The 15,902-nt window shown below is 44.4% G+C and carries 13 protein-coding genes and 1 riboswitch; of the genes, 3 read left to right on the top strand and 10 right to left on the bottom strand.

The window, feature by feature from the left end:
* Nucleotides 1-34: 34 nt before the first annotated feature.
* From MCG98_RS09065 to MCG98_RS09020, 10 genes are all read right to left on the bottom strand, one after another.
* Nucleotides 35-1,150 (bottom strand): YbjQ family protein, encoded by a 1,116-nt coding sequence (locus MCG98_RS09065; RefSeq protein ID WP_240301679.1) that lies wholly within the window; start codon nt 1,148-1,150, stop codon nt 35-37.
* 68 nt (nt 1,151-1,218) lie between these two features.
* Nucleotides 1,219-1,301, bottom strand: a riboswitch (cyclic di-GMP riboswitch).
* Between the two features lie 287 nt (nt 1,302-1,588).
* Nucleotides 1,589-2,842 carry an AP2 domain-containing protein gene (locus MCG98_RS09060; RefSeq protein ID WP_240301678.1) on the bottom strand — a complete coding sequence of 418 codons (1,254 nt, stop codon included), beginning with the start codon at nt 2,840-2,842 and terminating at the stop codon, nt 1,589-1,591.
* A 154-nt stretch (nt 2,843-2,996) separates the two neighbouring features.
* The gene (locus MCG98_RS09055; protein WP_240301677.1) at nt 2,997-3,239 is read right to left on the bottom strand and encodes an HU family DNA-binding protein; all 243 of its coding nucleotides are present in this window, start codon (nt 3,237-3,239) and stop codon (nt 2,997-2,999) included.
* A 440-nt stretch (nt 3,240-3,679) separates the two neighbouring features.
* Complete coding sequence (metA, locus tag MCG98_RS09050) at nt 3,680-4,600, bottom strand: homoserine O-succinyltransferase (protein WP_240301676.1); 921 nt, start codon at nt 4,598-4,600, stop codon at nt 3,680-3,682.
* 41 nt (nt 4,601-4,641) lie between these two features.
* Nucleotides 4,642-6,234 (bottom strand): cardiolipin synthase, encoded by a 1,593-nt coding sequence (gene cls, locus MCG98_RS09045; protein WP_240301675.1) that lies wholly within the window; start codon nt 6,232-6,234, stop codon nt 4,642-4,644.
* Between the two features lie 91 nt (nt 6,235-6,325).
* Complete coding sequence (gene ligA / locus MCG98_RS09040; RefSeq protein WP_240301674.1) at nt 6,326-8,275, bottom strand: NAD-dependent DNA ligase LigA; 1,950 nt, start codon at nt 8,273-8,275, stop codon at nt 6,326-6,328.
* Nucleotides 8,272-9,006: a pseudouridine synthase gene (locus MCG98_RS09035; RefSeq protein ID WP_240301673.1), complete on the bottom strand. Its 735-nt coding sequence runs from the start codon at nt 9,004-9,006 to the stop codon at nt 8,272-8,274. The genes ligA and MCG98_RS09035 overlap by 4 nt, the downstream gene beginning before the upstream one ends.
* A gap of 163 nt (nt 9,007-9,169) precedes the next feature.
* Entirely contained in the window at nt 9,170-10,333 is a 1,164-nt protein-coding gene (locus tag MCG98_RS09030) for an ABC transporter permease (protein WP_240301672.1), read from the bottom strand.
* Complete coding sequence (locus MCG98_RS09025; RefSeq protein WP_240301671.1) at nt 10,320-11,435, bottom strand: ABC transporter permease; 1,116 nt, start codon at nt 11,433-11,435, stop codon at nt 10,320-10,322. The genes MCG98_RS09030 and MCG98_RS09025 overlap by 14 nt, the downstream gene beginning before the upstream one ends.
* Before the next feature lie 12 nt (nt 11,436-11,447).
* Nucleotides 11,448-12,380 (bottom strand): ABC transporter ATP-binding protein, encoded by a 933-nt coding sequence (locus tag MCG98_RS09020; RefSeq protein ID WP_345891635.1) that lies wholly within the window; start codon nt 12,378-12,380, stop codon nt 11,448-11,450.
* 228 nt (nt 12,381-12,608) lie between these two features.
* On the opposite strand from MCG98_RS09020, the gene MCG98_RS09015 reads away from it, so the two are divergent.
* The 3 genes from MCG98_RS09015 (at nt 12,609) to MCG98_RS09005 (ending at nt 15,892) form a co-directional block, all read left to right on the top strand.
* Nucleotides 12,609-13,670, top strand: coding sequence for a histidine kinase (locus MCG98_RS09015; protein ID WP_240301670.1), 1,062 nt, complete (start codon nt 12,609-12,611; stop codon nt 13,668-13,670).
* A gap of 14 nt (nt 13,671-13,684) precedes the next feature.
* Nucleotides 13,685-14,305: a response regulator transcription factor gene (locus MCG98_RS09010; RefSeq protein WP_240301669.1), complete on the top strand. Its 621-nt coding sequence runs from the start codon at nt 13,685-13,687 to the stop codon at nt 14,303-14,305.
* 87 nt (nt 14,306-14,392) lie between these two features.
* Nucleotides 14,393-15,892, top strand: a complete 1,500-nt coding sequence (locus tag MCG98_RS09005; protein WP_240301668.1) for a polysaccharide deacetylase family protein — start codon at nt 14,393-14,395, stop codon at nt 15,890-15,892.
* The last annotated feature ends 10 nt before the right edge of the window (nt 15,893-15,902 follow it).

Here is a 15,902-nt window from a genome sequence, read left to right as displayed (position 1 = left end):
TTTGCGTCAACATCTTCTGTCACATACGTGTAAATTAATTATGCTCTCCAAAATAATCCCTTACTTTTTCAAGGCATGCCTTTTTCTGACTTCCGCCATAAAACTTTTCCAATGTTACATATTTATTAACGATATCAAGCAATTCTTGAGAAAAGTTCTCATTCTGTTCTTTAATACAGTTACTTATATACTCAAACATTTCACGCGCATTCTCCAGGGTTTCTATTTTTCTTATAAAATTAGAATTTTTATCATCCGGCGAATCCTGAGTCTCATAAGAATTTTTTACACGTCCGCATAATAAACAGTTTGAAGAATCTAACGGGTTTTCTTTACCGCAAAGGCATATCCACCCAGTGTCTGACAGTGAGTAATCACATACAACGTCTTTCCCATATAATTTTTGTAACTTATCTAATTCATCCGGCAGAGTCATTATATTATATACAGGCTCCTGTGCCACGACCGCCATATTATCAAGTACACAACGCAGTATTTTAATTTTTAATGATTTCGTGCACCTTATAATGTCATCGTCAAAATAATACGAAAGATATTCAGTGGTGCATAAACGCCCATCATGATTAAAATCAATAAAATTATAATTACCAAGATCAACTATCTCATCAAATATTGTATTTGCGCAAATATTTAATTGGACGGCTGATAAAGAATCTTTTTTATAAGAAAAACCATGAACACGTAAGGTTTTATCAGACGAATTTATTTCAGCCTGATATGGGCGATACGGAATTTCCGTACCATAATTGCCTACCGGTATTACCGTTATTTCCTGTTCAATTTTCTTTGATGCAGTGGACATGATTTTTTCCAGTTTCACAGCAGTTCCGCTCACAATCGCTCCCATGATATCTGCCGAAAAAGAAGCATAGTCAATGTCTACGCCTATGATACCATCAGCTCCAGCTCTTGAAGCATTGTCCAGCATGACTTTCATTGCAATGTTTTTTGCGTTTTGTAATTTATTTGAATACATACTGCTATTGGAACCCAGAATGTCTGCAAAACCAGCTCCCAGGGAGCTAAGAAACCCTGTTCCAAGAGCAGCTTCTCCAGTATATATCCCTAGATATTTAGTTATTCGATACCCTTCGATATTAAATCCTGAAGTAATCAAAATATTATCCATAAAATGCATCCTCCCTCACATTTTCGCCCAAACAAAAAAGCACCCTCCATCAGAGAATGCTCACCTCATGCTGCAACTGGCTGTCGTATTTAATCGCTTAGACCCTGTAGTTTTGCGTCACAGGCTTTCACCTGTTTTTCTATTATAACCTACGTATCTTCGTCATTATTTTTTGATACGTGCTTGTTTTTAATGATTTTATTATATCATCTTTTGGTAAATTTGTCATAAATTCTGGAAATATTTTCATAAAAGCTATCAATTTCTTCCGCTATTGGTAATGAAATATTTTATACAAAACTCTATACCATTCATTCCCCTAAAACATCTATAATATTTTCTGAGCAATCAATTGTTTCTTGACGAAATAAATAGCAGTGTGGCAGCTGGAGCAAAAAAAACAGGCATACCAGATATCTATATCCGATATGCCCATCATCAATCAGTAATCTCAACTTTCCACTCCATCATCGCCTGATACACCTTATCCGGTATATCTCCTTTGTATTGTTCCGCTAAATCCTGAATTAGATCTTCCTTGTATTCTTTGTATCTGGCAAATGCCTTTTCCGCAGAATCAAACCTTCCCAGTTTTATACTTTGTCCCATAAATGCAACACAAGCCCGATATTTCTTTTTCTCTCTGTCGTAGCTAACCCCAATTGGCAAATCACCTCTGGCAGATTTCCCGTTGATAAATACCGTATTGATAATATGCGGCACAAAGCAGCAGGTCTCCGGGCTATACACCGTATTGCCTTTAAACAAAATATCTTTGTCCAAATCCAGTTGCTCATCGCCATATTTATGTTTCTCATGCCAACATTTAAAGTTGCTGAAATTCTTCCATTCCTCGCAGACCGTGCAACCTTTATACTGTGGTTGCCGTTGATGGAATTTTTCATTATAACAGCGGCTTAACATGTCATGCCACCGATGATACGCCTCAGAATCGCAGTCAACATTGTTACTTCCACGATAACCAATCCCACACATCACCGGTTCCATACATTTTTTACTCCATGTGTCCGGCTTGAATTTGATATCATTCATGACTTTGATAATAAACTCTTCTGAGTCCTCGCCATATTGATTGTAATGATTCTTTACGCTCCTGTACTGTTCCTTATTCAGCGGATACAGATTTTTATAGTAATTATTCACTTTGTCAAATCCTCGGTGCCATACGTAAACATTATTTTCAATATCCGGATTTACGACGAATTCCTGCACGACTGCTTTCGGTGCATATAAAATTTCCCTTTGGGTAGTCCATTTGCCGCCTGAAAACACATTTTTTCTGACCCCATATTTCAATACCTGATATTTATCATAGCTTCCCGGCAGTAACACATATTTTCCCTCATTCCTGAAATGAATACATCGCCCGTAATTGGACAGCCAATACCCGGGATAATCCATCAGCTTCACAAAGACCTCATCTTCACCAATCGGAACAATATCTGTTATGGTTAAATCCAATATTCGTTCTGGTTTTATTTCCTTATACTGCCTGTGTATGATAATATCAATGTTGTCGCTTAATTTGTTTTTGTTCATCGCCCGTTTTTCGTACCGGCATTTTCTGCATGTAGAGATACGATATGGCTTCCCATCCTTTGGTTTTATCAGCTCAAATCGATCAATCGGCAATTCCCTGTCACATGCCTTACATATTTTTGTTTCATCCATTTTGTTGATACATCTCCTTAATTTTTGCACAAAAAAAGAGGCAGCAGCAATCATGTACATACCGTCTCTGGTTCCCTGTTACGATTTAAAATACACCCCTGTATCAAATAAACAAAGGTATCAAAATTTAATATACCTTATTCCTCCTCATCATCTACCGGATCAAACTCTTCTCCGTCATTGATATGCTCAATAAAATGCTTTGTAAATTTAAACTTGTACGTCGTATGCTCCGGGATACGAATTCCCGCAGATATATCCGATTCCCTTTTTGCAACTCAGCTCTGATCACCTTCAAAAATGCTTTTAGGATCGGCTTAATATCTTGTTTATAATATCCGCTTTCCTTTTTTACCATATTGATTAAATCACCGAATACCGTTTTATTTTCCATCATGATGCCTCCTCTCATTTTGTCATGAAATCGTGTTTTCATTTTTACTGTATTTGTCGTCACAGAATCCCCCTGTGACCTCGTATTTGTCCCGTAGAACCATTTAAATGCAGCGGGTGCAACCCTTTTTCAGACATTAAAGTAAGTCCACTATCTGCTCAATTAAGAGTCAATAATGGACTTATGCTAATATCTAAATATTCAGTTTTTGATATCATATCAAAACTATTTTCAAAGGGAAAAATAAATAAAGTCAAAACACTCGTTTACCCATGACTTGCTGTTGATCGAACACTTTTACACTCTTTATCCCAGCCTATATTTACTACACCATTTTCTGGTGTCACCCACACCATTTTTCGTAAAAATTTATAAGAAATTACGTGAAATTCAATGCATAGTAACAGCTTTCAGAATCCCTTAAAAAGCCGGAAATCCGCTGTTTAAAACGGCGTGCCGTACAGATCAAACGGCGTGCTCTGATACACGTAGTAATTCAACCAGTTCGTATACAGATTGTTGGCTGTCGCCCGCCACTTCAAATCCGGTTTGTTATCAGGATTATCATCCTCATAATAATTTTTCGGAATATCAATCGGAAGTCCTTTGGACAGATCTCTCTTGTACTCCGTATCAAGCGTTACCCTGTCGTACTCCGGATGACCCATCACAAAAATCTGGCGTCCTTCCCTGGCCATCGCCATGAAGATTCCGGCTTCTTCAGATTCTGCCAGGACCGTCAGAGCTTCACAGGCATGTATCTTGTCGATCGGTACATCCGTATGCCTGGAATGCGGCGCCAAAAATACGTCATCAAATCCGCGCACCAGCGGGATTTTTCTGTTTTTCACCCGGTGCCAGAACAGCCCGAACAGCTTTTTATCCAGCTGCACCTTTGGCAATCCGTAAAAATAGTACAGTGCCGCCTGCGCTCCCCAGCATAGAAAGATCGTCGAAGTCACGTTCTGCTGGCTCCAGTCCATAATCTTTGTCATCTCATCCCAGTAATCCACCTCTTCGAACTCCATCTTCTCAACTGGAGCCCCCGTCACGATCATGCCGTCAAACTTCTGCTCCTTAAGTTCGTCAAATGTCTGATAAAATTTATTCAGATGACTCAGCGATGTATTTTTTGACTCATGTGAACTCACTTTCATAAACGTAACATCCACCTGCAGTGGAGTGTTTGACAGTGATCGCAGCAGCTGCAGCTCCGTCTCCTCCTTAAGCGGCATCAGATTCAGAATCAGTATCTGAATCGGTCGAATGTCCTGATGCATGGCACGATGCTCATCCATCACAAATATATTTTCTTTTTCCAGTATTTCTTTTACCGGCAGATCACTCTGTATTTTAATCGGCATATTCGTTACCCTCTTTCCTTGAAATTTTCGATGATATCAGTTTACATCAGCGGTGCAAACAGTCTCAGGATCCTGCCCGCCGCCTTCACACTCAGCTTTTCCCGTCTGCAGTCTTCAACCGTGATTCTCTGGCATTTCTCCAGGGTTTCCTGGTAATCTCTCTCAATATCAGCAATGCATGGCACCTTATACATGAAAGCAGCACATTCAAAGTGAAGATAAAGGCTTCTGAAATCCAGATTGATGGTCCCCACAACGGCCTGTTCATCATCGGCCACAAAACTTTTTGCATGGATAAAGCCAGGTGTGTACTCGTAAATCTTTACGCCTGTCTTTAAGAGCTCCTGATAGTACGTCTTGGCGACAACAAACGCATACCATTTGTCCGGGATATGCGGCATGATAATCTTCACGTCAACACCGCGCTTTGCCGCAAACTGAAGAGCCTGCAATGTCTCATGATCCAGTATCAGGTATGGTGTCATAATGTGCAGATAGTCTTTTGCCCCATAGATCATATCCAGATAAACCTGCTGCCCTACCGGTTCATTATCCAGCGGACTGTCCCCGTACGGAATCACAAAGCCCGGTGCACCATATGCCGGCATGTAACTCGGTACATCCAGATACCTGGAATAACTTTCTTTTTTCACATCGATGTCCCACATCTGCAGGAACATCAGGGTAAAACTGCGCACCGCATCTCCCTGTACCATGATTCCAGTATCTTTCCAATGTCCGAAACGGACTTTCTTATTGATATATTCATCCGCCAGATTAATACCTCCGGTAAATGCTGTCTCACCGTCAATGACCAGTATCTTTCTGTGATCCCGGTTATTCTGAGATGTTGAGAGCGCAGGCCGGATCGGCGCAAACACCTTACAGTTAATGCCAAGCTTCTCCATCTGCTTCGGATATTGGGACGGGAGCAGAGCAAGTGTACAGGTGCCGTCATACATAAGCCTTACCTCAACCCCCTCCTGTACCTTCTCCTTTAAAATATCCAGTACGGTATCCCACATCTCCCCTTCCTGGATAATGAAATATTCCAGAAAGATAAAATGTTTCGCACGCTTTAACTGTATCTTCAGCTCCTCAAACTTATCCTCTCCAAGCGGAAAATATTTTACTGTCGTATTCCGGTATACAGGAAAAGACGCTGTTTCACTCAGATATCTGGCAAGACTCACCACCTGGCGGTGTTCATCTTCCAGATGAAGCATCGTCTCCATATCCTGTTTTGAATATATTTTTGTCTCTTCTGCCAGTTTATATAGCCGCTTATTGAGCATTCTGCTCCCAAGCTGCAGCTTTATAAAGACGTAAAATAGAGCCCCTGAGACCGGCAGCACAAGGATCGGAACAATCCACGCCAGTTTAAACGCAGGGTTGCCCTGCTGATTGATGATCCACAGGACCAGCACCGCCATAAACACCTGGTAAACGGCATAGAAGTACACCATGTCAATATATTGCCTCAGATACTGAAATCCCACAAACAGAACAAAAAGCTGCACCAGCAGTAACGCAATAATGATCGCTGTCCTGCCGAAAATCACCTTCAGCACACCGCGTTTTCCTCGCTCCACTGACAGTTTCTTCTCTGTTAATTGTATTCCTTCATTTTCCAAACGTCATTCCTCATTTCGTATCCCCAGTCTGTCAATCTTCATGTTAAGTGCCATTGTAACCAAGATAAGAAAAAATGTCAATCTGTTCCTTTTACTGCAGCATCCGGAGAAACCCTTCCTCGGAAATCACCGGAACCCCCAGCTGTGCCGCTTTTTTATTCTTTGAGGATGCGGAACCGACATCATTGTTGATCAGATAATCTGTTTTGGAGGACACGCTTCCGGTCACCTTGCCGCCCCGCTTCTCTATTTCTTCCTTCAGTTCGCTGCGGTTTGCAAAATGTACAACACTTCCTGTGATCACAAAATTCTTGCCCTCAAATATCTGCACCTCCTCTTCCTGCTGCTCCTCGAACTCCACATGCCCGAGCAGATGATCCAGTTTCTTCTGATTCTCTTCTTTCCTGAAATATTCTGCAAATGTCCGTGCAATTACGGCTCCCACGCCTTCGATATCCTGCAGCTCTTCTTCCGTCGCATTGCGGATTTTCTCCAGATTATTCTGAAAGCTTCTGCATATCATCTTCGCATTTGCCACACCGATATTGGGAATCCCCAATGCATATAAAAGACGCGGAAGTGTGGTATGTCGCGCCCGTTCAATACTCTGTATCAGATTTTCGTATGATTTTTCTCCAAAGCCTTCCATGGATGTGATTTCTTCCTCATACCTGGAGATTTCAAAGATATCCCCAAAATCTTTCAAAAATCCTCTGGCTATCCACTTTTCCAGAGTTGCTTCTGACAATCCGTCAATATTCATCGCATCTCTGCTGACAAACAACGTAAAGGCCTTGATCGCTTTCGCCGGACATTCAGAGTTCGTACACATCAGTACCTCCACCTCGCTGTCCTGCTGTACATGTGTCTGTTCCCCGCATGCAGGACATGTCTCCGGCATATCTTTAAAGCCACTTTTTGTAAGATTTTCAGCAATCTGAGGAATGATCATATTTGCCTTGTAGACGGTGATCTCATCCCCTTCTCCCAGCTCCAGAGCTTTCAGAATGCTGAGATTGTGTACGCTTGCACGGCTGACCGTCGTCCCCTCAAGTTCCACGGGATCAAATACAGCGATCGGATTGATCAGGCCTGTCCGCGACGGACTCCACTCGATCTTTATCAGATGCGTCTGTCTCGTCTCATCCGCCCATTTAAACGCATAGGAATTCCGCGGAAACTTTGCCGTGCTCCCCAGTGATTCCCCATATGCAATGTCGTCATACACAGCAACCAGCCCATCTGACGGAAAATCATTCTTTTCTATATGTTTTGAAAACCATTCGATTTCCTCCTCCACATTATCAGCGTCTACCATGCGGTATTCCACCGTCTCAAATCCCTGTTCTTTAAGCCATTCCATCTGAGACTCGCGGGAATTCTGAAAATCAACGCCATCCGCCTTCACAAGCCCAAACGCAAAAAAACGGACGTTTCGCCCGGCTGTCACCTTGTTATCCAGCTGGCGGACAGAACCGCTGCAAAGGTTACGGGGATTCTTATAACGGGCATCAACATCCGGTATCATCCTGTTGATCTTTTCAAAATCAGAATACGTAATGATGGCTTCCCCTCTCAGGACCAGTTCCCCGCGATAGGGGATCTTAAGAGGAATATTCTGAAACACTTTCGCATTGTTGGTAATCACCTCTCCGATCACACCGTTTCCTCTTGTGACTGCTTTCAGTAATTCACCGTCCCGATATGTGAGAACAATCGTTAGTCCGTCCAGTTTCCAGGACAGCAGCGTCTTATTTGCGCCGATGAATTTCTTAAGTGCTTCTATATCTTTCGTCTTGTCCAGTGACAACATCGGACGTTCATGCTCTTCTTTCGGCAGTTCGTCGAGTGATGCATATCCAACGGATACCGTCGGGCTGTTCGCCAGAACAACTCCCGTCTCTTCCTCAAGTTTTTCCAGCTCATCATAGAGTCTGTCATATTCAAAGTTGCTCATCACTTCTCTGTTTTCCTGATAATAAGCCCTGGAAGCCTCGTTCAGCTTCCCGACAAGTTCCTTCATATATTCCTGCTGGTTCATAATTTCTCCTTCCAAGGCAGCGATGTAGAATCTTTTAAAAGCTTCTGCAGTTTTCTGTACTCCTGATCTGTGATTTTCCGGTATTCCCCCGTATCAATTCCATCCAGCCTGAGATTCATGATCCGGACGCGCACAAGTCTTTCCACACGGTATCCCAGATATTCACACATTCGTCTGATCTGCCGGTTTAATCCCTGTGTCAAAATAATACTAAACGTATTTTTCCCTGTTTTCCTAACTTTACACGGTCTTGTCACAGTATCCAAAATCGGTACGCCATCACTCATTCTTCTGATGAATTCCTGATCGATCGGCCGGTTCACCCAAACATGGTACTCTTTCTCATGAAAGTTGCCTGCCCTCATGATCCTGTTCACAAGATCTCCGTTATTAGTCAGCAGCAGCAGGCCTTCTGACTCCTTATCAAGCCGTCCGACCGGATAGACTCTTACCGGATAATTCAGATATTCAATGATATTCGGCTTTTCCCTGGTCTGCGCCGTACAGATGATTCCTCTTGGTTTATTCATCAGTAAAAGTACCATTTCTTCTTTTTTCCTGATTTTCTTCCCCCTGACGAGCACTGTATCTTCTTCAGAGACCCGCATGCCTGTCTCAGCAGGCTCACCATTCACTGTCACTGCACCTGCCATGATCATACGATCTGCTTCTCTCCGTGAGCATATGCCAGCTTCACTTAAAAATTTATTCAAACGTTCTTTTTCCTGCATTGTCTTCCCACCATTTTTTTGACATACTGCTATTCTACCACATACCCCAAAAACAGTTCAAACCCTTTAAACAAGAATGTGAAATGAATGACAGAAAAAAAGGTCCGGTTTCCATGTACGGGACTTTGGGTCCCGGGAAACCGGACTTTCCTGTAAAGTGATCTCAGCTGTGGACGGTCTGCCCCTTATACTTGTCAAGCATTACTGCGATACACAGGAATGCCACGGCAAATGCCAGCTGTATTCCCATGCTTTTTAAAATATCAGCTTTCATGGCTTCGTCAAGCACGGCATGGGAACTAATGATCTGATGTATATATTCATACCAGTAGACCGGAAGAAACTGTGCTACGCGGCGGACCTGCGATCCGATGATCTGAAGCGGTACGAATACGCCGCACAGAAAACTCATTCCCAGTGCCGCTACATTCACTACAGCATTGACTGTGATATCATTTTTGCAGCAGGTACCCAGAAGATATGCCATTGACAGGGCAACCAGCATCAGCAGAAAACTGTTAAGTATATACAGCAAAGCATGAGCATCCCTCAGAAAATCCACACCGTTTAATATTAGTGTCATCAGAAGACACACACCCCAGAAAGCAATCCCAAAAAGTGTCGTCCCCAGTATCATCTGCAAATTCTGACTGCGGACACTGACTGCCGAACAGAGCATTCTGCTGCGGACTTCTTTTTTTCTGAATGCGATCAGAACATAACTCATACAGTAACAAAGCACCGCCAGCATAATATAAGGCATATACTGAAACATAAAGGCGTACGACGGTGTCTGCCCGCCATGTCCGTCCTGATCGAGCATCGTCACCTGAGCTTTCTCACCGGAAATTTTCAGAATTTCCTCTGCCGCTTCCTCTGCGCTGAATCCTGAGTCTGTCATCACCCGCATATCATTTAAAAACGTATTGATCTGTTGATCTGCGTAAAAAGCCTTGTTGGAGTCTGGCAGACTGATTGTTTCCAAACGTTCCTGCCGCACAAAACACTTCTCCACAAAGTTTTCAGGAATGACTGCCACATAGTCGATATTGCGGTTAAACATCTCCTCCTGGATCATATCTCTGTCATTCGGGATCTCTTTGACGTTGTGATGCTGAGCCAGATACTCTGTAAATTTACCCGCTACTTTACCGCCGTCTTTATCTATCACCGCCACTTCAAGCCTTGACGCCTCAAAACCTTCCTGCTGAGCTTCTCCCAGAAACTTTTGTGTCATAACAGAGATTGTCATAAAGATCACAACATACATAATAATGATGTGAAGATTGCTCTTAATGATCTTCAAAAATCCTTTAAATACTGTCATATCGTTCCCTCCTGATTCCAAGAAATGCAATCGTTACAAACAATGCGGCCATGATCACCATCGTAATGATGTTTCGCAGGAAACGTTCCGGATTATCGTATACCGCCATACAGTAAAATGCATCGGACAGGACTGCCGCCGGATTCAGGCGGTTCACAACAGGGCAGCTGCGCTCTATAATATCTTTCATATTTCCCACCATCATGCCTGCAAGGAAACTGAAGAACAGGCTGCTTCCCACAACAATCCCAATTTTTACTCCTTTGTCTACCTTCTTCAGGCATCCGATCATGATACCGTAAGCCACGCCGATCATGCTTCCCAGCAGACACACGCCCAGCAGAACTGCGATGTTATCACCCAGATTGATCTTCAGTACAAATCGCAGATACGCAACGACCAGGAGTATATTGACATAATGAATCAGAAACACGACGATCAGATCACACAGGATCAGCTTCAGACGGTGCGTCGGTGTAATGCTCTGTCTCGCCCCCAGCGCCGAGAGATTCGGCTTCAGGTCATAGATCGACTGAAGGCCCAGAAACGCCCCGAACAGACACGCCATACCGATCAGCGTGAAGAAGTACATGACATTATTATCATAAGTCTTCCCGCCCGGGGATATCTCTTTCGTCATCGTCCGGTATTCACCGAGAGACTGCAGCGCATCCTGCATGCGTTTGGGCTGCTCTGCGGCGATCCTTTCCATCATGGCGGCATTTTTCTGATAAGTATCAAGCAGTGATTTCAGAATACTCTCACTGATTCCTGATGATCCCACTGTAAGAGAAGGTTTTTCACCGGCATAAAAAATCCCTGCGACCTTTCCGCCTTTAAGAGCAGTCCTCGCCTCATCCTCCGTCATCACACTTACTTTCAGGATGTCACCGTCCATTTCATCCAGAAAAGTCATAAAAACCTGTGCGTTTGCCTCCTCGACAACCGCAGTGGGTATGGCCTCCATATCTTCTCCCATATCCCCTCTCCCAAACGAGAAATAGAAGAACGTTCCCAGCACAATGGGAAACATCAGCGCCCAGAACATATTTTCTTTTACCCGGACAGTCTGTATAAGCAGATATTTCATTAAATGCATCATTGCTCTCCCCCCTTAATCCCGAAGCTGTTTTCCGGTGATCTCAAGAAATACATCGTTCAATGTAGGAAGTTCCGAAAACACTCTGCCGAATGCAATATCCTGTTCCTGCAGAAAATTCAGAACCCGGATCAGATTATGTTTTCCCCTGCTGCAGCGAATCTTCAGAATCTGCTCCTCATAGTGTATATCAAACACATGCGGAAGCTGCCGCAGCTCTTCGATCTGTGTCTCCTGTAAGATCACCGCTTCGATCGTGATCGTCTCCCCTGTTTTGATCATACTCTTCAGAGACTCTTTCGTACCTGTTGCGAGTACTCTTCCGTGATCGATGATGGCGATCCGGGAACAAATCTGTTCCACCTCTTCCATGTAGTGTGACGTATAGATGATCGTAGATCCCTGACGGTTCAGTTCCATGATCCCTTCCAGGATCTTATTGCGGCTCTGCGGGTCAACCGCGACAGTAGGCTCATCCATGAATATAAGCCTGGGTTTATGTGCGATGCCGCATGCGATGTTCAGTCTTCGCAGCAGTCCCCCGGAAAGCTTTTTGGGCTTCATTTTCAAAAAATCTTCCAGGCCTACGAAAACGATCGCCTCCTCCACCAGCCGTTTCCGCTTCGTCTTGTCCGGAACATACAGCCCGCAGAAATAATCTATGTTTTCGTACACTGTCATCTGCTCGAATACCGCTACGTTCTGTAGGACAACCCCGATCTCTTTCTTAATCTCATAACTGTCCGGTTTCATCACCTGTCCCCGGATACGGATCATTCCCTTATCATACTTTAAAAGGGCCAGCATGCAGTTGATCGCCGTCGTTTTTCCGGACCCGTTGGGTCCCAGAAGTCCAAATATCTCGCCCTCCTTAATCTCCAGATTCAGATGGTCAAGCGCCACCAGATCACCATATCGCTTCACTAGATTTTCTATCGTAATCATCATACACTCCTCCTGTCATTCTTTATGATGATGCCAGGATCAGAAGTTCATACAAGACATGCAATTGAATGACTTCGGGAACCTGCATCTTATGATTACAGTATACCGGATGCGGCAGCCAAAACGTAGTGAACTGCGTCAGAACAGAGCATGACAAATGTCATGAATTTCTCCTCCAGTTGCCAAGAACTCACCTGTGAGATATAATCTAACCAGAAGGAGGGACTGTCCATGAGATCGATCGCCAGTATTTTTCTGTTATTCGCATACAGTATGTTTACGGTGCAGTTTACAGAAATCACTCCCGTTTTCATCCTGTCATTTTTGATCTGTATCTCCGTTGTCTGCTCCTGCTCTTTCATGGGGAAAAAGAGCCGGCTGATCATTCTTCTGATCTACAGCGCAGCATCCTGGTTTATACCCCAGCTGCTGCTGTTTTTACCTGCTGTTACTTATGCATTGGCAGGTGCCCGGCATTATTCTGCCGCCGTCCTGTGTGCCTTTTCTCTGTTCCGCTACTGCATTCCCGGTCAGATCGTTCTCTTACTCTTCATCCTTCTCGGATGTATGACCTCCATGCTTTTGTTCTGGCTGAATCACGCATACCAGTGCCTGGATCTGCAGTTTAAGCGCACCAGAGACGATACCACAGAGCTAAACCTTCTGCTGCAGCAGAAAAACCAGTCGCTGCGTGATAAACAGGATTATGAAATCTACACCGCCACCTTAAGAGAGCGAAACAGAATCGCACGTGAAATCCATGACAACGTAGGACACCTGCTGACGCGTTCTATTCTGATGACCGGCGCACTGAAAGCGATCAGCAGGGAGCCTGTACTCACCCCCTCTCTGGATCAGCTGGAAGATACCCTTTCATCCGCCATGGACAACATCCGCTCCAGCGTTCATGATCTCCATGACGAATCCATTAATATGGAGGAAGCCGTCAAAAGCCTGATCGCAGAGTTTTCCTTCTGCCCGGTCAGACTGGACTACGATATCACCGAGGCTGTCCCCAGAGACCTCAAATACGGTTTTATTTCTATTTTAAAAGAAGCACTGGCAAATATCATGAAGCACAGCAATGCAACGTCAGCCCACATTATTCTGCGGGAGCACCCTGCACTGTATCAGCTTCTGATCGAGGATAACGGGGCCTCCGGAAAGCCGCTGGCAGAATCCGGCATCGGACTCATTAATATGAGAGACCGGATTTGGAGTTTAAATGGCAATATCCAGATCAGCAACGATAATGGTTTCCGTATTTTCATCACGGTTCCCAAACAGATTTAAAGGAGGACAAGAACATGAATATTGTGATCATTGACGATGACTGCCTCGTCTCCGGCGCTTTAAAAAATATACTGGAGACTGATCCGGAAATAAGAGTCACAGCCACAGGAACCGACGGCGCTGAGGCACTTCCCCTATATGAAGAATTTCGTCCGGACGTACTGCTGATGGATATCCGGATGCAAAATACAGACGGTCTGGACGGTGCAGTACAGATCCTTTCAAAACATCCCGGGGCTAAAATTCTGCTGCTGACTACGTTTTCCGACGATGAATATATTGTCAAAGCCCTGAGGGCTGGTGTCAAGGGTTATCTGCTCAAGCAGGATTACCAGAGCATCATTCCTGCCATAAAGTCAGTACATACCGGTCAGACCGTATTCGGTGATACGATCACCGCAAAAATACCCGATCTTCTCCAGACCTCCTCAGATTTTGACTATGAAGCTCATAACATCAACAGCCGTGAGTTTGAGGTCATTAAACTGGTAGCAGACGGAAAAAGCAACAAAGAGATTGCAGAGTACCTGTTTCTGAGCGAAGGTACTGTAAGAAACTACCTCAGTCTGATACTGGAGAAGCTGTCACTGAGAGACCGGACACAGCTGGCTATCTTTTATTACCAGCATCTGTAGTATTCTGCATTCAGGATTTTTCTTGCAAATTATGTCGAATCCGCTTATCATATAGACATGGGAAAATATGATTAAGGGGAGTTTTTTATGAAAAAGCTGAAGATAACAGCCATTTTTATCGGAATTCTTTTCATTGTAACCTGCCTGCTGTTCGGCCGGGAGATTATGGCATATGTGCAGGAAGAGATTGCCCTCGCCAAATGGGAGCCAACTCCTTCTGAAGGTTCAGACAAGCCGCTCTCCCACTGGGAACTCGATGAAAAAGGCTGGCAGTATATTGAAAACACCGGAACACCTGTCAAAGATACCTGGTTCTCCATCGACGGGAACTCTTATTTCTTTGACAAAGACGGTTACATGAAAACGGGGTGGATCGAACAGAGCGATACCTGGTATTACCTTGACTATGCCGGAGAACGTGAAACCGGATGGCTGGAAGATCAGGGCAAGCATTATTATCTGGATGATAACGGCGCCATGGTGACCGGATGGTATACAATCGATGGTACGAAATACCATTTTGATGACAGCGGAAGTCTCTCGACAGGATGGATCCTGACCGACGATCAGTACTATTATATCGACGAGGATGGTACCCGTCATACCGGATGGCTCATCGAAAATGACAAATATTACTTTTTGAATGAAGAGGGAGTCATGCAGACCGGATGGCTCATGGACAGCGGCGTATGGTACTATCTGGGAAGCGACGGCGCCATGGTAAACGGATGGCAGACTATCAACGACAAAACTTACTTCTTCGAAGAGGCAGGATCGATGAGGACCGGATGGCTGGATACAGGGGACGCCTGGTATTATTTCAGCACAGATGGAGATATGCAGACCGGATGGCTGGAACTGGCTGATGGTACTTATTACCTGAACAGCGACGGGAAGATGCGCACAGGTTGGCTTGTGGACAATCAGAAAGCCTACTACTTTAACAGTAACGGACGTTATAACCCGGATGCCGGAAAGGTTGCTGCCGGAACAAAGATCGCTCTTACTTTCGATGACGGTCCCGGTGCATATACAGATCGGCTGCTCGACTGCCTGAGTGCTAACGGTGCATCCGCCACTTTCTTCCTTCTTGGCAATCAGGTGGACGGTTACGGAGATACCGTCAAGCGGATGTTTGATATGAAATGCCAGGTAGGAAACCACTCCTACGATCACTCGTCACTGACTTCGCTGGAGAAAAAGGATGCCAGGGAGCAGATCACCTCGACTGCCAAAAAGATCCGGGAGATCACAGGGAAAGACCCATCGTGGGCGGTACGCCCGCCGGGTGGAAATTATGACGAAGAAACCGCAAAAATCATTGGGCAGCCGCTGATCCTGTGGTCTATCGACACACTGGACTGGAAGACCAAAGATGTACAGACGACTGTTGAAACAGTGCTGAACAGCGTACAGGCGGGAGATATCGTACTGATGCATGATATCCACAGAACCTCAGTGGAGGCGGCCGAAGTTTTGATTCCAACGCTCAAATCTCTGGGATACGATCTGGTGACAGTCAACGAACTTGCCGCTGCAAATGGTGTAAAACTTAATGGCGGCAAAGCATATTCTTCATTCAAATGATAAAATCTGA

It is taken from the genome of Ruminococcus sp. OA3 (assembly GCF_022440845.1).
Taxonomy (GTDB): domain Bacteria; phylum Bacillota; class Clostridia; order Lachnospirales; family Lachnospiraceae; genus Ruminococcus_G.
This window is presented reverse-complemented; position numbering and strand designations above follow the sequence as displayed.